Genomic DNA, 17,402 nt, shown 5'->3' on the forward strand with positions numbered 1-17,402 from the left:
GCGATTGGCTCTGCTGGCGCCCCCACCGTTCCCGTTTGCGTACGGCATGCCGTTGTGCGTACAGTGTTCGCAACGGCGAGGAGCGTACGTCGATCAGGGAACGCGAAAGGACGGCCACCATGCCGAAGACCACCACCTGGGACATGAGCGGCACTTGGGACTCCAAGGGCGGCTGGGCCACCCAGGGAAGATGCGACGAGCACGCCCCGGCCTCCGGCGGCCTGGCCCCGGCCGGGCTGGCCCGGATGCGCGAGGTGCTGGCGCGGCCCGTCGAGTCCGGGGCGATCCCGGGCCTCGTCGCCCTCGTCGGCCGCGGCGACCAGACGCACGTCGAGGTCATGGGCACCCTGAGCGCCGGGGGAGGCGAGCCCATGGGCAGGGACACGATCTTCCGCATGGCCTCCGCCACCAAGCCCGTCACGGCCGCGGCCGTGATGGTCCTCGTCGAAGAGTGCCGGCTGCGGCTCGACGACCCCGTCGACCCGTGGCTGCCCGAGCTGGCCGAGCGGCGGGTCCTGAGGAGCCTGGAGGCGCCGCTGGACGACACCGTGCCGGCCGAGCGGCCGATCACGACGCGCGACCTGCTGACCTTCACCTTCGGCTTCGGCGCCGTGCTCGCGCCGCCGGACACGTATCCCATCCAGGTCGCGATCCGCGAGTTGGGCCTCGACACCACCTCGCCGGACTTCGGGCCCGACGAGTGGATCAGGCGGCTGGGCGAGCTGCCGCTCATGCGCCAGCCCGGCGAGCTGTGGCAGTACCACACGGGCTCCGACGTGCTCGGTGTGCTCATCGCCAGGGTGTCGGGGCAGCCGTTCGAGACGTTCTTGCGCGAGCGGATCCTCGACCCCCTCGGCATGAAGGACACCGGCTTCCACGTGCCCGAGGACAAGATCCACCGGCTGCCCGTCTGCTACGCCCACGACCCGCGGACCGGCGGACTGACGGTGTGGGACGAGGCTGCCGGGGGGAAGTACAGCCGGCCGCCGGCGTTCACGGCGGGCGGCGACGGCCTGGTCTCGACGGCCGACGACTACCACGCCTTCTACCGGATGCTGCTCAACAAGGGCACGCTCGGCGGCGAGCGCGTCCTGTCGCGCGCCTCGGTCGAGCTCATGACCGGCGACCGGCTCACGCCCGCGCAGAAGACGGAGAAGGACGCCTTCGGCGACCATTTCGGCCACCACGGCGGCTACGGCTTCGGCATGGCCGTCCGCACCCACCGTCGTGACCTGGCCTCACCGGGCCAGTTCGGCTGGGACGGCGGCCTCGGCACGAGTGTGTACGCCGATCCTGCCGAGGGGCTCGTCGGCGTCCTGCTCACCCAGACGGCCCAGGACTCCCCGGACACGCCGAACCTCATCAAGGACTTCTGGACCGCCGCCTACCAGGCCGTCGCCTGACCTCGTGCCGCGTCTCGTCCATCATCGTCATCCGGCCCGCCGGGGTCGGAGGGCGCCAGGACCACAGCCAGGTTTGGTGATCGACGGTCTGTTGATGATCTTCGGGTGTGGGCGTCTGGTCTGAACGCGTTGTTCGGGTGGCGGCCTGTTCGGGCGGGGGAGCCGCGCAGGCAGGCGCGGGACCGGCACCGGGAGACAATGACCAGTTCCTTGGCTTCAAGCCGGGCGTGGTCCGGCCGTGCTGCGCCGGACCACCAGGCTGGTCGGGACGAGGTCGGTGCCGGGGGGCGAGGGGCGACCTTCGCGGATCTGGACCAGGGCCTGCTGCACGCACCTGCGGCCCACCTCGGCGAAGTCCTGGTGAACGGTGGTCAGGGGCGGGACGAAGAACTCGGCGTCCGGGATGTCGTCGAACCCGACCACGCTGATGTCGCCGGGGACCGCCCGGCCGCGCTCGTGGAAGGCGCGCAGCAGCCCGAGGGCCATCTGGTCGTTGGCGGCGAACACCGCCGTGCAGCCTGGCTCGTCGGCGAGCGCAAGACCGGCGGCGAAGCCGGACTCGGCCGACCAGTCGCCCTGCAGGGGCGGCGGCACCGGCCGTCCGGCCTTCTCCAGCGTGGTGCGCCAGGCGCGGGCGCGGCTCTGGGCGGCGTAGGACGTCCGCGGCCCGGTCACGTGCCAGACGGTGTGATGTCCCAGGTCGAGCAGGTGGTGGACGGCCCGTCGCGCCCCTTCGGCCTGGTCGGTGTCGACGACGCTGTAGCGGTCGCCGGCGTCGGAGTCCACGACCACGATGTGCACTCCGGGCGGCAGGGTCACGGTGCCGGAGTCGAGCAGGTGGATCTCGATGATGACGATGACCGCGTCCACGGCCAGCTCGCCCATCCGGGTGAAGGCTCCCAGCACGTTGTCCTGGGTGGGCACGTCGATGGGGATGAGCGTGATGGCGTACCCCTCGGCCGCGGCGTGGGTGGCGATCGCCTCCACCGTGCGGCTGTTGCCGGTCGAGGCCAGGCTGAAGAGGATGACGCCGATGGTGTTGAACTGGCCGTACCGCAACGCGCGGGCGGCGCTGTTGGGCCGGTAGCCCAGCTCGCGCATGGCCGCGAGCACCTGCTCGCGGGTCGAGTCGATCACGCCGGGATGGCCGTTCGAGACCCGTGACACGGTCTGCGACGAGACGCCCGCGAGCTTGGCGACGTCGGCCATGGAGACGCGCTGCTTGCGGCGCCCGCCGGGGATGCCCGACCCGCCGCGTTGCGCGCCGCCGCTGGGCACCGCCCCAGAAGCCGCACCAGAACCCGCGCCAGGCACCGTGTCCGGCATCGTGCTCCCTTGTTCCCGACCGCCCCGGTTCATTGCTTCCTCCCTGGCGCCCTTCCGCCCCCGTCCGAGGACGGTCGTTGACGTCGGGGAAACCTTGACGACCCGTGTGGCGGGTGCCACGATACCGCACGGACGTTTACGTAAACATCACTTTTCGATCATCCCTCGTCACCCTCGGTCAGCCGGCCGGGGGCTTTCTCGTCAGTCTCATGTTCACGTGAACGCCACGCTGAGAGTCGGGTGTCCCGGCAGGGAGGAGTGGACCGGTGGTCGCAACACCGCAGGCGGGCGCGCCGGGCGGCTGGAGGGCGGCGCCCCGGAGGCGGCGACCGTGGACGGGATGGCGGTTCGTCGGGCCGTTCATGGCGGTGTTCGCGCTCGTCTTCCTGGCGCCGATCGCGTACTCCGTCTACCTGAGCCTGTTCCGCACCCAGTTGATCGGCGGGACCACCTTCGTCGGCGCCGACAACTACCTCAAGGCGCTGGGTGACCCGCAGTTCTGGTCCGCCTTCGGCAGGGTGGCGATCTTCCTGGTCGTCCAGGTCCCGATCATGTTGTTCCTGGCGCTGCTGGTGGCTCTGGCGATCGACAGCGGCCGGCTGTACGGGACGAGCTTCTTCCGCATCTCGGTGTTCCTGCCCTACGCGGTGCCCTCGGTGGTCGCGGCGCTGATGTGGGGCTTCATGTACGGCACCCAGTTCGGCCTCATCGGCAACCTGAACGAGACGCTCGGGCTGTCGCTGCCGGACCCCCTGTCGGCCGACCTGATCCTCGCCTCGATCGGCAACATCGTGACCTGGGAGTTCGTCGGCTACAACATGCTGATCCTGTACTCCGCCCTCCGCGTGGTCAATCCGTCCCTGTACGAGGCGGCGGAGATGGACGGCGCCGGCCAGCTCCGCATCGTCTGGTCGATCAAGCTCCCCGCCCTGCGCGGAGCGCTGCTGATCTCGACCATCTTCTCGATCATCGGCAGCTTCCAGCTCTTCACCGAGCCCAGCATCCTCAAGGACCTGGCCCCGAACGCCATCACGACCTACTTCACCCCGAACTACTACGCCTACTCGCTGTCCTTCCGGGGCCAGCAGTTCAACTACTCGGCGACCGTCGCGATCGTCATGGGCGTGATCACCATGGTGGTCGCCTACGTCGTCCAGCTCCGCGGCATGCGGAAGGGGGCCTGACCATGGCAGCCACCACCCACGCTCCCCGCCGCGCGCGGACCTCCTCCCGCCCTCTGGTCATCCGGCGCAGGCCGCAGCGCAGGCGGCGCAGCGCCACGCTGACCGCCCTGACCGCGATCATGCTCCTCTACACGCTGCTCCCGCTGGCCTGGCTCGTGATCAACGCGACCAAGACCCAGGAAGGGCTGCTCGGCACGTTCGGCCTGTGGTTCGACGGCGACTTCGCCCTGTTCGCCAACATCGGCGACACCTTCACCTACGGCGGCGGCATCTTCACCCGCTGGCTGCTCAACACCCTGCTCTACGTCGTCGTCGGCGCGGGCGGCGCGACGCTGCTGGCGACGATCGCCGGGTACGGGCTGGCGAAGTTCGACTTCCCCGGCAAGAAGGCCGTCTTCGCGATCGTCATCGGGGCGGTCGCGGTCCCCGGCACCGCGCTGGCCGTCCCGACCTTCCTCATGTTCTCCGGCCTCGGCCTGACCGACACCCCGTGGGCGATCATCATCCCGTCGCTCATCTCGCCGTTCGGCCTCTACCTGATGTGGACGTTCGCCTCCGACGCCGTCCCCGACGAGATCCTCGAATCGGCGCGCGTGGACGGGGCCCGGGAGTTCCAGACGTTCTTCCGCATCAGCCTGCCGCTGCTGGCGCCCGGGATCGTCACGGTCCTGCTCTTCACCGTCGTCGCGACCTGGAACAACTACTTCCTGCCGCTGATCATGCTCAAGGACCCGGACTGGTATCCGCTGACACTCGGTCTCAACAGCTGGAACCGCCAGGCGGCCACCGCGGGCGGCGAGGCCATCTTCAACCTGGTGATCACCGGATCACTGCTCACCATCGTCCCGCTGATCGCGGCGTTCCTGCTGCTCCAGCGGTACTGGCAGTCGGGACTGTCGGCCGGAAGCGTCAAGGGATGACCGACGCCACGCCCGACCGTCCCCAGGCACACCCCATGAAAGGGCCATCCATGACGATAACCCGCCGCCACGCCCTCCTGCTGGGCGCGGCACTGTCGGTATCGCTGTTCGCCACCGCCTGCGGCTCCTCCGGGGACGGCGGCTCCGGGACCGCCGCCACCCGGAGCGCGTCCACCGACGACCTCCAGGCGGCGCTGGACGCCGGCGGCAGCATCACGGTCTGGGCGTGGGAGCCCACCCTGAAGAAGGTGGTCGCCGACTTCCAGGCCAAGTACCCGAAGGTCAAGGTCAACCTGGTCAACGCCGGCACCGGCAACGACCAGTACACCGCCCTGCAGAACGCGGTCAAGGCCGGCTCCGGCGTGCCCGACGTCGCCCAGATCGAGTACTACGCCCTGCCGCAGTTCGCGCTCGGCAAGTCGGTCGCCGACCTGACGACCTTCGGCGCCGACAAGCTCGACGGCACCTTCACCCCCGGCCCGTGGGGCTCCGTCCACTCCGGCAGCGGGATCTACGGCCTGCCCATGGACTCCGGCCCCATGGCCCTGTTCTACAACAAGGACGTCTTCGACAAGCACAAGATCGAAGTGCCGGCGACCTGGGACGAGTACATCGCGGCGGCCAAGAAGCTGCACGACGCCGACCCGAAGGCGTACATCACCAACGACACCGGCGACGCCGGCTTCACCACCAGCATGATCTGGCAGGCCGGCGGCAAGCCCTACCAGGTCGACGGGACCAAGGTGAGCGTCAACTTCTCCGACGCCGGCACGCAGAAGTTCACCTCGGCCTGGCAGCAGCTCGTCAGCGGCAAGCTCGTCGCGCCGGTCAGCTCGTGGAGCGACGCCTGGTACAAGGGCCTCGGTGACGGCAGCATCGCCACGCTCGTGATCGGCGCCTGGATGCCCGCCAACCTCGAGACCGGCGTCAAGGCCGGGGCCGGCAAGTGGCGGGTCGCGCCCATGCCGCAGTGGGAGAGCGGCGGCAAGGCCACCTCGGAGAACGGCGGCAGCTCGCTGGCCGTCCCGGAGGCCGCCGCCAACAAGAAGCTGGCCTACGCCTTCGCCAAGTACGCCAGTGTCGACGAGGGCGTGCAGGCCCGCGTGGACGGCGGCGCGTTCCCGGCCACCAAGGCGCAGCTGGAGTCCCCGGCTTTCCGTGACAAGAAGTTCGCGTACTTCGGCGACCAGCAGATCAACCAGGTGCTCGCCGAGTCGGCGAGCCAGGTCGTCCCCGGCTGGTCCTACCTGCCGTACCAGGTCTACGCCAACAGCGTCTTCAACGACACCGTCGGCAAGGCCTACATCAGCGGCACCACCCTGCAGGACGGCCTGAAGGCGTGGCAGGACGCCTCCGTGAAGTACGGCCAGGAGCAGGGCTTCACAGTCCAGTAGCCCCCCACCAGAACCGTCAAGGCCGGTCGCGGGACACCGCGACCGGCCTCGTCATGTCCGTCAGGACCCGTGCGGGCGGCGCAGGACGCACACCTGGCGGGGGCCCAGTGTCGGGCCGGCGGCCAGGCACGGCCCCCGGAGCACCTCGCCGGCCACGCCGTCCACGACGACGCTCTCGTCGGTGCGGTTGATGAGGAACCAGTAGTCGGCGTCGGCACCGGCCCGCACCGCCAGCTCCACCGCTCCGGCGACGGCGGCGGGAAGCTCCGAACGCACCCCGCTCGTGGCCAGGAGCAGGGCCAGCACCGGCCGCAGCCCCTCGGGGCCGAGCCTGGTCGAGACGTAGGACGCCGAGCCGGTGCCGACGGGGCGCGTGGTGATCGCGGGCCGGCCCGCGTGCTCGCCGGACGTGTAGCCGGCGACGACCTTGACGTCGCTCCCGGTGACGTCGATCCGGTCGCTCCACAGGGTCCCGGACACGCCGAGGTCGAGGTCGACCCGGTCGCCGTCGAGCAGCGGGCCGAACTCCTCGATCCGGATGCCGAGCAGGTCGCGCAGCGCGCCGGGATGGCCGCCGAGCCACACGTGGTCGTTCTCGTCGACGATGCCGGAGAAGTACGTGGTGACGAGATGGCCGCCGCCGGCCACGTACCCGCTCAGGCGGTCGGCGAGCGCCTGCGGCACGACGTACAGGATCGGGGCGACGAGCAGGTCGTAGTGCGACAAGTCGTCGGCGGAGCCGATGACGTCCACCCGCACGCCGGCCGCCGCGAATGCCGAGTACCAGTCCAGCGCCTCCTGCCGGTACCGCAGGCGGGACGTGGGATGGGAGTCCAGCTCGCTCGCCCACCAGGAGTCCCAGTCGAACACGATCGCCGCCGCTGCCCGGCGACGGCGCGTGCCCGCCACGGGGGCGAGCGCCTCCAGGGTCGCGCCGAGGTCCACGACCGAGCGGAACACCTCGCTGTCGGTGCCGGCGTGCGGGATCATCGCCGAGTGGTACTTCTCGGCTCCGCCCGCCGACTGCCGCCACTGGAAGAAGCACACGGCGTCCGCCCCGTACGCGACGTGGGTCAGCGAGTCGCGGGCCATGCCGCCGGTCCTCTTGGCCAGGTTGACCGGCTGCCAGTTCACCGCGCTGGTGGAGTGCTCCATCAGGAACCAGGGCTCGCCCCCGGCGAGCCGGCCGGTCAGGTTGGCCGAGAACGACAGTTCGTCCTGGGCCTGCGGGCCGGTCAGCAGGTAGTGGTCGTTGGAGACGAAGTCGACCTCGCGCGCCCAGTCGGCGAAGTCCATCCCCTTGGTCTCGCCCATGACCATGAAGTTGGTGGTGACCGGGATGCCGGGCGTGAGCTCGGTCAGCACGCTCCGCTCCGCCCGCAGGTAGTCCTTCAGCGCGTCCGAGGAGAACCGCTTGAAGTCGAGCTGCTGGGTCGGGTTGGGGTAGGACGCGGCCAGGCGCGGCGGCAGGATCTCCTCCCACGCGCCGTACTCCTGCGACCAGAACGTCGTCGCCCAGGCCCGGTTGAGTCCCTCGATCGTGCCGTACCGGTCGCGCAGCCAGGTGCGGAAGGCCGCGGCGGCGTCGTCGGAGAAGTCGTAGACGTTGTGGCAGCCGAGCTCGTTGGAGACGTGCCACGCGGCCAGGGCCGGGTGGCTGCCGTACCGCTCCGCCATGGCCCGGACCAGCCGCAGGGCGTGCTCGCGGAAGACCGGTGACGTCGGACGCCAGTGCTGGCGCGCACCCGGCCACAGGGTGCGGCCGTCGTGGTCGACGGGGAGGATCTCGGGGTGCGCGGTGGTCAGCCACGGGGGCGGGGACGCGGTCGCGGTCGCCAGATCCACGGCGATGCCGTTCGCGTGGAGCAGGTCCATCACCTGGTCCAGCCAGTCGAAGGCCCAGCGGTCCGCGCGTGGCTGGAGGCGGGCCCAGGAGAAGATCGCCAGCGAGACGATGTTCACTCCGGCCCGGCGCATCGCCCGGACGTCGTCCTCCCACACCTCCGGGGGCCACTGCTCCGGGTTGTAGTCCGCGCCGAAGGCGAGCCGTCCGCGGGAGGTGTCCGAGGGCCAGCGAAGCCAGCGGGGTGCCTGATGAGCTGTCACTGCTACTCCTGCAGACCGATGTTTACGTAAACATAGGCTACCGGACATCGCCCGCGAAAGGGCGGGCGGCCGCTCGTCGCAAGAGCTCCGCCCGCCCGTCACCTGCCGCCTACTTGCCGACGCCCTCCGTCAGCCCGCGCAGGAACTGGCGCTGCCCCACCAGGAACAGCACGATCGTGGGCAGCGCCGCCATGGTGAGACCGGCCAGCACCACCGGCCAGTCCGTCAGGAGACGGCTCTGCATCGACACCAGGCCCACCGGCAGCGTCTTCAGCGACTCGTCACTGACGAACACCAGCGCGAACGCGAACTCGTTCCACGCGAACAGCGCCTGCAGCAGCGCCGCCGACACCAGGATCGGCCGTGACATCGGCAGGATGACCCGCCAGAAGATCTGTGCCTTCGAGGCCCCGTCGATCGTGGCCGCCTCGTCCACGGAGCGCGGCAGCTCGATCATGTACGCCCGGATCAGGAAGATCGTGAACGGGATGCGGAAGGCCGTGTAGAGCACGATCAGCGCCCAGTACGTGTCGAACAGCCCGATCGCGGTCAGCAGCCGGAACAGCGGGATGAGCGCCACCGTCGGTGACAGCAGCAGCCCGCCCAGCACGAGCAGCGCCACGGCGTTGCCGAACGGCAGCCTGAGCCGGCACAGCCCGTAGGCCGCCCAGGCGCTGATCAGCGTGGTGGCCACGATGGACGCCGAGGTGACGATGACGCTGTTGGTGAAGTAGCGGACCACGCCCGTGTCCCAGGCGCGGGCGTAGTTGCTCCAGCGCAGCTCGCCCGGCAGCCCCCACGGCTGGTTGAAGATCTCCTGGTTGTCCTTGAACCCGCTGAGCACCATCCACAGCACCGGGTACAGCACGGCTACGGCGAACGCCCCGAGCAGGGTCCATCCCAGCACCCGCCCCACGACGGTCCGGAAGCCCACGCTGGCGCGGGGCCGGTGCCGGGCGGCGGCCCGGCCGTCGAGCGCCGAGTTCAGCGCGATCACGTGTCATACCTCCGGCGTCGGGACACGGCCAGCTGCGCGGCCGCGATGGCGAACGTGATGACGAAGATCACCGTGGCCACGGACGCGGCGTAGCCCATGTCGTCCTCGAAGAAGGCCTTGCGGTACAGCCACGTGCCGAGCACCTGGCTGGAGTTGTCCGGGCCGCCGGCCGTCATCACCATGACCTCGTTGAAGACGAGGAACGCCCCGGAGATCGTGAGGATGACGATCAGCGTCGTCATCTCGCGGACCATCGGCAGCGTGATCGAGAAGAACGTGCGCACCGCCCCGCTGCCGTCGACCTTGGCGGCCTCGTAGTACTCGCGCGGGATGCGCTGCATGGCCACCACGAACAGCACCGCGGTGTAGCCCACCCCCTGCCACTGGCTCATCCCGATGACGCTCCAGATGGCCGACGACTCCTCGCCGAGCCAGGCCCGGGCCAGGTGGCCGAGGCCCACGGCCCACAGCGCCTCGTTCACCAGCCCGTACCTGGGGTTGTAGAGGAAGGAGAACAGGACGCCCGCGACGGTGATCGACATGGCGGCCGGGATGAAGTACAGCGTGCGCAGCAGCCCGCGCAGCCGCTTGCCGACGAGCTCCTCCAGCAGCGCCGCGAGCACCAGCGACAGGCCGGCCTGGAAGACCAGGGAGACGACGGCGTAGGCGACGTTGTTGAGCAACGCCCGCCAGAACACCGGGTCGGTGAACGTCTCGCGGTAGTTGTCCAGGCCCACGAACCGGGGCTCGGGGGAGAAGGCGTTCCAGGAGAAGAAGCTCAGCCGCAGGTTGTCCACGATCGGGTAGTAGACGAACACCAGCAGCAGGGCGACGGCGGGCAGCACCCATATCCAGGCGCGCCAGCGGGTCAGCAAGGCGCCCATGGCATCAACCGACTTCCTTCTTCGCCTTCGCGGCCGCCTCGCGGACGCCGGTCATGACCTGCTCGGGGGTGCGGGAGCCGGACAGCATGCCCTCGACGCCGGACAGGTACGCGCTGGCGACCTCAGCGTGAGTGATCGTGTCCAACCAGATCGCGAAATTTCCGGCCTTGTCCATGTCGGCCAGGGCTTCGGTGAGCTGCGTGTCGGCCTCGGCCGCGGCCGCCGAGCCCTTCACCGGGCTGAGCCAGCCGATCTCCTTGGTCATCGCCGCCGCGTTCTCCTTGCTGGACATGAACTTCAGGAAGTCCACCGCCAGCCCCGCGTTCTTGCTCTTGGCGTTGACCAGGAACCCGTCGGGCGCGCCCGTGAGGGCCGAGGCGTCGCCGGGGGCGCCGGACGGCGCGGGCAGCCGGAAGAAGCTCCACTCGAGCGGCGGCTTGGCCTTCTCGACCGCCTCGAACTCGACCGACTCCAGGTAGTGCATGCCCGCCTTGCCGGACAGGAACTGCGCCTGCGCGGTCTCGTGCGACAGCCCGTTGGCGTCCTTGGTGCCGCACCGGCCCACCAGGTCGGCGAACTGCTTGAGCGCCGTGACGTAGCCGGGGTCGGTGAACGCGCCGCCGGCCGGGTTGTAGTCGGCGGTCAGCGTCTGGGCCGGCACGTCGTAGGCGTTGAGCTGGGTGATGTAGTGGATGGCCGCCCAGCCGTACTGGTTGCCGAACGCGATCGGCTGCACGCCCGCCGCCTTCAGCTTGTCGCAGGTGGTCAGCAGCTCCTCGAACGACTTCGGAACGGTGACGCCCGCCTTGTCGAAGACCGTCTTGTTGTAGGCGAGGTACTTGCCGTCGAGGTCGATCGGCATGCCGTAGTTCTTGCCGCTGTACTCGAACGCCTTGAGCGCCGCCGGGGCGAACGTCGAGCCCCACGGGGTGCTGGGGCCGAGGACGCTCGTCAGGTCGGCCGCCAGGCCGGCCCGCACGAACTTGTTGGCGAAGTCGCCCGCCCAGGAGAAGTAGATGTCGGGCAGGTCGCGGGACGCGCTCAGCACGCGGATCTTGTCCTTGTACGCCTGGTCGCCGACCTGCTCCAGCTTGATGTCCACCTTCGGGTTGGCCTGCTCGTAGGCGGCCACCACCTTCTCGAAGTACGGGGCGTACTCCGGGGAGGCGAACTTGGTCACCATCGTCAGCGTGCCCGACTTCTCCTTGGGCGCGGCCAGGTCGGCCTTGGCGGGCGCCGCGTCGGACCCGCCACCGCCGCCGCAGCCGGCTGCGGCGACGAGGACGGTGACCAGCGAGAGCGCGCTCCAGCGGTGCTTGTTCATGCTGACTCCTTGCTCTTGGGCGTCGTTGCCTCGGCCCCGGAGGTGTTCCGGAGCGTCTCGGCCCCGGAGGCTTCCCGGAGCGGCTCCGGGGCTTGGGGGGTGGCGAGGGTGGCGTCGAGGGGGGCCTCGTGCCCGAAGGCCCCGTACGAGGTGCAGGCGAGGGAGGCGTAGGCGGTGGCGGCCGCGGCGAGGTCCGGCAGGTCCTCGCCGCGGACGGCGCCGACGAGCAGGCGGGCGATGAACGCGTCGCCGGCTCCCAGGGTGTCGACCACGTCCACCGGCTCGGCGGGGGCCCAGGCCGTCTCGTCGCCGCTGACCAGCACGGCTCCGTGGGAGCCGAGCGTCACCGCGACGAGTGAGGGGCCGAGGTCCCGCACCCGGCGGGCCAGCGCGAGCGCCTCGTCGCGCGAGCCGGACGGGGACGACAGGATCGCTATGCCGGCGTGGCGGGCGTGGGTCTCGACGTACTCCCAGGGGCGCTCGGAGAAGTCGAACGACAGCCGCCGCGCGGCCGTGGCCAGCTCCGGAAGCTGGTCCTCCAGTAAGGAGCACTCGCCGGTGTGGACCAGGTCGGCCTCCGCCAGCCGTTCGAGGTCGGCGGGGGAGATGCGGAACCGGGAGACCCCCTCCTGCCCGCCGGTGAACTTGCGCTCCCCGGCGACCAGGCGGACGGTCGCGGAGGCGTTCGGCCCGTCCACGGTGCGCAGCAGGGACAGGTCCACACCCTCGCCGGCGAGCGCGGCGCTGACCACCCGGCCCGCCGCGTCGGTGCCCACGGCGCCCAGGTAGCCTGAGCCGGCGCCGAGCCTGCGGGCATGGACGGCGACGTTGACGGCGTTTCCGCCGGGATACATGACGCCGAGGTCGGGGTAGCAGTCGACGACGTTGTCGCCGACGGCAACCAGGCGTGGGTTCACACGGGCTCCTGTGACTGGGAAGGTTCTCACTCACTTGGGTGAGAACGTTCTCAATCTGTGGGACCCATGTCAAGGGTTGCCGCCGAATCCGCTACGGTGGCCCGTTGATCACCCCTTTCGCTCTCCTCGCTGAGGGATGATGTCCAGGACACGACCAAGCAGCACCGGGGGTGCGCATGAGCGGCAGCGTCCGGCGGGCCATGCCGTCGATCGAGATCGTCGCCAAGGAGGCGGGCGTCTCCACCGCGACGGCCGGCCGGGCACTGGGCGGCTACGGCTCGGTGAGCAGGAAGAGCCGCGAGGCCGTCCTGGCCGCCGCCGAACGCCTGGGCTACCGGCCCAACAGCCTGGCGCGCAGCATGATCACGGGTCTGACGCACACGCTCGGCGTGCTCGTACCCGACATCGAGAACCCGTTCTTCTCGCGCGCCCTGCGCGGCATCGCGGACGCCGCGCACGAGCGCGGCTGGGAGGTGCTGCTCGTCAACACCGACGAGGACCTCACGCTCGAACGCAAGGCGCTGAGCGTGCTCACCGAGCGCCGCGTCGACGGCCTCGTCGTGGCCCCGACGGACGTCGCCGACCGCGACGCGCTGCAGGCCGTCGTGGACGCCGGCATCCCGGTCGTGCTGCTCGACCGGCGGGTGCCCGGCCTCGAAGCCGACACGGTCGGCATCGACAACCGGGCCGCCGCCAAGGACGCCACCGAGCGGCTGCTCAAACTCGGGCACCGGTCGGTCGCATTACTGACCGGCGGCGATGAGAAGCTCCGTGACAAGCTGTCCCGTCCCGGCCTGCGGGGAGTGGAGCGACTGGCGGCCACCACGGTCGGCGCGCGCGCCGCCGGCTACCGCGACGCGTTGGTGGAGGCGGGGGTCGAGCCCCGGCCGGAGCTGGTGAGCGCCGAGGGCTTCCGCCGGGCGGACGCGGCCGCCGCCACCCGGCGCGTGCTCGCGCTGCCGGACCCGCCGACGGCGATCCTCGCCCTGGACAGCCTCCTGGCGCTGGGGGTGCTCCAGGCGCTGCGTGGGCTCGGGCTGCGCTGTCCGGCGGACGTGTCGCTGGTGGCCTTCGACGACGCGGACTGGGCCGAGGCGATCTCGCCACCGCTGAGCGTGGTGGCGCAGCCGATCTACGAGCTGGGGGCGGAGGCGGGGCGGCTGCTGCTCGACCGCGTCCAGGGCAGCGACAAACGCTTCACCCACCGGAGGCTGCCGACCCGCTTCATCGAGCGGGAGTCCGCCTCATCTCGATGATCTTCTGTTACGGCTCCGCCTGGTCGGCGCCAGTCGTCGTACGGGGCTGGGGGCCTCCAGGGAGACGGCCGCTGAACCCGCACATGGCCGGGCGCCGTTACGCGCGTCCTCTCGGCCGTCGCCGGGGCATTCCGGTTACGCTGAGTTAACGGGATGCCGGCGGCTCGGGCCGCTGGTTAGCCTCTGAGGCGTGAAAGAGCGGCCCGAGGGCGTCGGCGACGAGGACGTGCGGCATGCCCTGGCGGCGTGGGGGATCGGGTCTTCGGTGTCCCTGGAGTACGCGCCTGTGGGCTTCGGCGACTACCACTGGACCGCCACCGTCCCCACGACCGCTCCCGCTCCCGCCGAGGGTGCTCCCGCCGGGCGGAAATGGTTCGTCACCGTGGCGGATCTGGGTGCCAAGGAGTATCTCGGCGCCGGGCCCGACGCCGCCTACCGTGGGCTGACGAGGGCCATGGACACGGCCGCCCATCTGCGCGAACACGGAGGGCTCGACTTCGTCGTGGCGCCCGTGCGAGCCGCCGAGGGCGGCGGGACCGTGCGGCGGCTCGGGGTCCGCCACGCCGTCAGCGTCCTGCCGTTCGTCCCCGGCACACCGGGCCACTTCGGCCGGCCCCTCACGCCCGCCGCGCGGCACCGCGTCATCGACCTGCTCGCCTGCCTCCACCAGGCGCAGCCCCCGCCCTCGCTCCCCGTCGCCCCGGTGGCCCTGCCCCAGCGCGCCGGCCTGGAACAGGCGCTGGACGACGCGCTGGACGACCGGGCGGCCCCCTGGCTCGGCGGCCCGTTCGGGGAGCCGGCGCGAGCCCTGCTGTCCGCCCACGCGGGCGCGCTGCGCGACCGGCTCGCCGGGCTCGACCGGCTGACCGGGGAGCCGGCCGGGCGCCGGCGCGTCGTGACCCACGGCGAGCCGCATCCCGGCAACGTGCTCACGCTGGGTGACCGATGCCTGCTCATCGACTGGGACACCGTGGGGCTCGCGCCGCCCGAGCGCGACCTGTGGCACGTCGCTCAGGACCCGGCCGACCTCGATCGCTACGCCGAGGCGACCGGCCACCGTCCCGACCGGTCCCTCCTGGACGGCTACCGGCTGCGGTGGGCGCTCGACGACGTGGCCGCCTTCGCCGTCTGGTTCCGCGCGCCGCACGACGGCGGGGCCGACAGCGAGGAGGCGTGGGCCGGGCTCCGCGACACCGTCGCCTGGCTGGTCTCCACGCGCGCCTGACGGGGTCCGGGCAGCGGGCGAGAAGGGCCGGACCAGCCGGCCCTTCTCGCCGGTGATCGCGACGGCCTCGGCCCGCGCGTCTGCTCGGCCGTCGCCGGGGCACCGCCGCGGGCACCCGCGGATCAGGGGAGCAGGCCGGCCGACAGGCGCGGTCGTACCGGGGTCAGCCAGTGCCGGTAGCGGGGGTCGCGGCCGTGCACGGCCTCGGCGTAGGCGGCGGCCAGCGCGGTCGTCACCGGTCCGGGGACGGCCAGCTCGCGCCCGTCGACCGAGCGCACCGGCACCACCCCGGCGGCGGTGCCGCACAGGAACACCTCGTCGGCGCCGTAGAGGTCGGAACGCATCACGTCGTGCCTTGTCACCGGCATGCCGAGGTCGGCGGCCAGGCGCTCGACGGTGTCCTGCGTGATGCCCTCCAGCGCCCCGGCGCTCGACTGCGGGGTGCCGACCCGCCCGTCGCGGACCACGAACAGGTTGGCGGCGGTGCACTCGCTGACCTGGCCGGCCGCGTTCAGCAGCACCGCCTCGTCGTAGCCGGCCTCGACCGCCTCGGCCTTGGCCAGCACCGAGTTGAGGTAGGGGCCCGTCGCCTTGGCGGCCGTCGGCACGGCCGCCTGGTCGTTGCGCCGCCACGAGCTGGTCATCAGCCGCACGCCGGTGGCCGGCGCCTCCCACTCCCACGTCGCGATCGACACCACGACCGGGTTGGCGCGCGCGGCCAGGCCCAGCTCGCCGTAGCCGCGGTGCACGAGGTGTCGGATGTAGCAGGCGCGGTGGCCGTTGGCGGCGACGGTCTCCAGCGTGGCCGCCTCCAGCTCCTCCACCTCGTACGGGACCCGCATCCCGACGATCCGGGCGCTGCGGTGGAGCCGCTCGAGGTGGTCGCGCAGCCGGAAGACCGCCGGCCCCGCACCGGTGTCGAACGCCCGTGTCCCCTCCAGCACGCCCGTGCCGTAGTGCAGCCCGTGCGAGAGCACGTGCACCCGGGCCTCGCCCCACGGGACGAGCGTCCCGTCCATCCAGATGCGACCGGTCTCCATGGACGCCACCTCCTCAAGTGGCTCAGCACGGTACGCCACTGATTGTAAAAGTGGCAAGCTAGTATGTGCCTCATGGAACCGCTCGTCACGCTGGTCCTCGACCGTATCCGGCTGCACCAGGGCGCGCCGAGCCGCCGCCTGGCGGGTGCGCTGGCCGACCTCGCCCAGACCGGCGCCCTCGCACCCGGCGACCGGCTGCCGTCGGAGCGGGAGCTGGCCCAGGCCGTCGGCATGAGCCGGGGCACGGTGGCGGCCGCGTTCAACGCCCTGTGCGAGGAGGGGCTGTGCGAGCGCCGCCACGGCAGCGGCACCTACGTCACCCGGACGCGGTCCCTGGCGGGGCTGCTCACCGATGCCGTCCTGCCCGCCGACCTGTCGACCTCCGTCGTGCCCGACGCCTCCCACCTGGCGATGCCGCCGCTCGATCCGGCCACGCTGCTGCGCAGCCCGAGCGGCCACGGCTACGACGCCATGGGCGACCCGCGCCTGCGCGCCCTGCTCGGCTCCGGCGACGCCGCGGCGGCGGGCGGGTCCGTGCTGATCACCGGAGGGGCGCAGCAGGGCATCGACCTGGCCGCGCGCACGCTGCTGCGGGCGGGGGAGCGCGTGCTCGTCGGCGACCCCACGTACGTCGGTGCGCTCGCGGCGTTCCGCAGGGCCGGGGCGCACGCCGTCGCCGTGGACCTCACCGACCCCGGAGCCGTCGAGGCCGCCTTCGCCCGGCATCGCCCGGCCGCCGTCCACGTGGCCTGCGTCGACAACCCGACGGGAGCCGTGCCCGAGCTGCGGCATGTCGCCGAGCTGGCGAGGACCGCCGGAGTGCCCCTGGTGGAGGATCGCGCCCTGGCTTCCCTCGTCCACGACGGCGCGGCGCCGCCCGAGCCGCTGTCCCGGGTGCACCCGCACGGCACGGTGACGGTGGGCTCCCTGTCCAAGGTGCTGTGGGGCGGCCTGCGGATCGGCTGGCTGACGGCGCCCGAGGCGCTGCTGGCCCGGATCACCGAGGTCAAGCTGGACTCCGACCTGGCCACCAGCGCCGTGGCGCAGCGGCTGGCCGCCGAGCTGCTGGAACACAACCCCGTCGGCCCGTGGCTGGAGGAGCTGGCACGCCGCCGCGACCGCTTCACCGCCGTCCTGGCCGACCGGCTGCCCGACTGGTCCTGGGCTCGGCCCGCCGGGGGCCTGTCGGTGTGGGTGCGGCTGCCGGGCGCCGACGGCGACAGGTTCGCGGCGCTGGCCCGCGAGGAGGGGGTGGCGGTCGCGCCCGGCTCGCTGTTCTCAGGGGACGGCCGCCATCGCGACCATCTGCGCCTCAGCTTCGCCTTGCCGCCGCCGGTGGCCGACCAGGCCGTCGCGGCGCTCGCGCGCGCCTGGGCACGACTGGGATGACCGGAAAAGGGCGTCGCCCTGCTGGGAGAACCGCGGA

Annotated in this window: 14 protein-coding genes; 7 read left to right on the forward strand and 7 right to left on the reverse strand. The window is 71.6% G+C overall.

Annotation, left to right across the window (positions count from 1 at the left end; translation table 11 throughout):
• Positions 1–119: 119 nt before the first annotated feature.
• On the forward strand, positions 120–1,403 hold the full coding sequence (locus AB0H64_RS14795) for a serine hydrolase domain-containing protein (protein ID WP_357623949.1): 1,284 nt from the start codon (positions 120–122) through the stop codon (positions 1,401–1,403).
• A 216-nt stretch (positions 1,404–1,619) separates the two neighbouring features.
• Here the strand turns inward: AB0H64_RS14795 and AB0H64_RS14800 are convergent, their stop codons facing one another.
• On the reverse strand, positions 1,620–2,729 hold the full coding sequence (locus AB0H64_RS14800; protein ID WP_357623951.1) for a LacI family DNA-binding transcriptional regulator: 1,110 nt from the start codon (positions 2,727–2,729) through the stop codon (positions 1,620–1,622).
• A gap of 266 nt (positions 2,730–2,995) precedes the next feature.
• Between AB0H64_RS14800 and AB0H64_RS14805 the strand changes: the two genes are divergently transcribed.
• From AB0H64_RS14805 to AB0H64_RS14815, 3 genes are read left to right on the forward strand one after another with little or no spacing between them, the layout of a single operon-like run.
• Complete coding sequence (locus AB0H64_RS14805; RefSeq protein ID WP_357623952.1) at positions 2,996–3,913, forward strand: sugar ABC transporter permease; 918 nt, start codon at positions 2,996–2,998, stop codon at positions 3,911–3,913.
• Positions 3,914–3,915: 2 nt separating this feature from the next.
• On the forward strand, positions 3,916–4,833 hold the full coding sequence (locus AB0H64_RS14810) for a carbohydrate ABC transporter permease (protein WP_357623954.1): 918 nt from the start codon (positions 3,916–3,918) through the stop codon (positions 4,831–4,833).
• 50 nt (positions 4,834–4,883) lie between these two features.
• A complete protein-coding gene (locus AB0H64_RS14815; protein ID WP_357623955.1) occupies positions 4,884–6,227 on the forward strand; it encodes a sugar ABC transporter substrate-binding protein in 1,344 nt (447 codons plus the stop codon).
• 60 nt (positions 6,228–6,287) lie between these two features.
• On the opposite strand, the gene AB0H64_RS14820 is transcribed toward AB0H64_RS14815, so the two are convergent.
• The 5 genes from AB0H64_RS14820 to AB0H64_RS14840 all read right to left on the reverse strand — a co-directional run bounded on the left by AB0H64_RS14820 (position 6,288) and on the right by AB0H64_RS14840 (position 12,455).
• Positions 6,288–8,333 (reverse strand): beta-galactosidase, encoded by a 2,046-nt coding sequence (locus AB0H64_RS14820; RefSeq protein WP_357623957.1) that lies wholly within the window; start codon positions 8,331–8,333, stop codon positions 6,288–6,290.
• Between the two features lie 109 nt (positions 8,334–8,442).
• Positions 8,443–9,330, reverse strand: a complete 888-nt coding sequence (locus AB0H64_RS14825; RefSeq protein ID WP_357623959.1) for a carbohydrate ABC transporter permease — start codon at positions 9,328–9,330, stop codon at positions 8,443–8,445.
• Entirely contained in the window at positions 9,327–10,214 is an 888-nt protein-coding gene (locus AB0H64_RS14830; RefSeq protein WP_357623961.1) for a sugar ABC transporter permease, read from the reverse strand. The genes AB0H64_RS14825 and AB0H64_RS14830 overlap by 4 nt, the downstream gene beginning before the upstream one ends.
• 4 nt (positions 10,215–10,218) lie before the next feature.
• Positions 10,219–11,538, reverse strand: a complete 1,320-nt coding sequence (locus AB0H64_RS14835; protein ID WP_357623963.1) for an extracellular solute-binding protein — start codon at positions 11,536–11,538, stop codon at positions 10,219–10,221.
• Positions 11,535–12,455, reverse strand: a complete 921-nt coding sequence (locus AB0H64_RS14840; RefSeq protein WP_357623965.1) for a PfkB family carbohydrate kinase — start codon at positions 12,453–12,455, stop codon at positions 11,535–11,537. Before AB0H64_RS14840 ends, AB0H64_RS14835 begins: the two co-directional genes overlap by 4 nt.
• Before the next feature lie 176 nt (positions 12,456–12,631).
• On the opposite strand from AB0H64_RS14840, the gene AB0H64_RS14845 reads away from it, so the two are divergent.
• Positions 12,632–13,711 carry a LacI family DNA-binding transcriptional regulator gene (locus tag AB0H64_RS14845; protein ID WP_357623966.1) on the forward strand — a complete coding sequence of 360 codons (1,080 nt, stop codon included), beginning with the start codon at positions 12,632–12,634 and terminating at the stop codon, positions 13,709–13,711.
• A gap of 190 nt (positions 13,712–13,901) precedes the next feature.
• Positions 13,902–14,936 (forward strand): phosphotransferase, encoded by a 1,035-nt coding sequence (locus AB0H64_RS14850; RefSeq protein ID WP_357623968.1) that lies wholly within the window; start codon positions 13,902–13,904, stop codon positions 14,934–14,936.
• A gap of 122 nt (positions 14,937–15,058) precedes the next feature.
• Here AB0H64_RS14850 and AB0H64_RS14855 read toward each other — a convergent pair whose 3' ends face one another.
• Positions 15,059–15,976: a branched-chain amino acid transaminase gene (locus AB0H64_RS14855; RefSeq protein ID WP_357623969.1), complete on the reverse strand. Its 918-nt coding sequence runs from the start codon at positions 15,974–15,976 to the stop codon at positions 15,059–15,061.
• A gap of 72 nt (positions 15,977–16,048) precedes the next feature.
• Between AB0H64_RS14855 and AB0H64_RS14860 the strand changes: the two genes are divergently transcribed.
• Positions 16,049–17,365 (forward strand): PLP-dependent aminotransferase family protein, encoded by a 1,317-nt coding sequence (locus AB0H64_RS14860; protein WP_357623971.1) that lies wholly within the window; start codon positions 16,049–16,051, stop codon positions 17,363–17,365.
• Positions 17,366–17,402 lie beyond the last annotated feature (37 nt).

This window comes from Nonomuraea sp. NPDC050733, assembly GCF_040654215.1.
In the GTDB taxonomy this organism is placed as follows: Bacteria; Actinomycetota; Actinomycetes; order Streptosporangiales; family Streptosporangiaceae; genus Nonomuraea.

What these genes read in the sequence shown, in the direction of transcription:
- AB0H64_RS14795 (WP_357623949.1), top strand. Translation starts at nt 120, where the DNA reads ATGCCGAAGACCACCACCTGGGACATGAGCGGCACTTGGGACTCCAAG.
- AB0H64_RS14800 (WP_357623951.1), bottom strand. Translation starts at nt 2,729, where the DNA reads ATGCCGGACACGGTGCCTGGCGCGGGTTCTGGTGCGGCTTCTGGGGCG.
- AB0H64_RS14810 (WP_357623954.1), top strand. Translation starts at nt 3,916, where the DNA reads ATGGCAGCCACCACCCACGCTCCCCGCCGCGCGCGGACCTCCTCCCGC.
- AB0H64_RS14815 (WP_357623955.1), top strand. Translation starts at nt 4,884, where the DNA reads ATGACGATAACCCGCCGCCACGCCCTCCTGCTGGGCGCGGCACTGTCG.
- AB0H64_RS14830 (WP_357623961.1), bottom strand. Translation starts at nt 10,214, where the DNA reads ATGGGCGCCTTGCTGACCCGCTGGCGCGCCTGGATATGGGTGCTGCCC.
- AB0H64_RS14835 (WP_357623963.1), bottom strand. Translation starts at nt 11,538, where the DNA reads ATGAACAAGCACCGCTGGAGCGCGCTCTCGCTGGTCACCGTCCTCGTC.
- AB0H64_RS14845 (WP_357623966.1), top strand. Translation starts at nt 12,632, where the DNA reads ATGAGCGGCAGCGTCCGGCGGGCCATGCCGTCGATCGAGATCGTCGCC.
- AB0H64_RS14855 (WP_357623969.1), bottom strand. Translation starts at nt 15,976, where the DNA reads ATGGAGACCGGTCGCATCTGGATGGACGGGACGCTCGTCCCGTGGGGC.
- AB0H64_RS14860 (WP_357623971.1), top strand. Translation starts at nt 16,049, where the DNA reads ATGGAACCGCTCGTCACGCTGGTCCTCGACCGTATCCGGCTGCACCAG.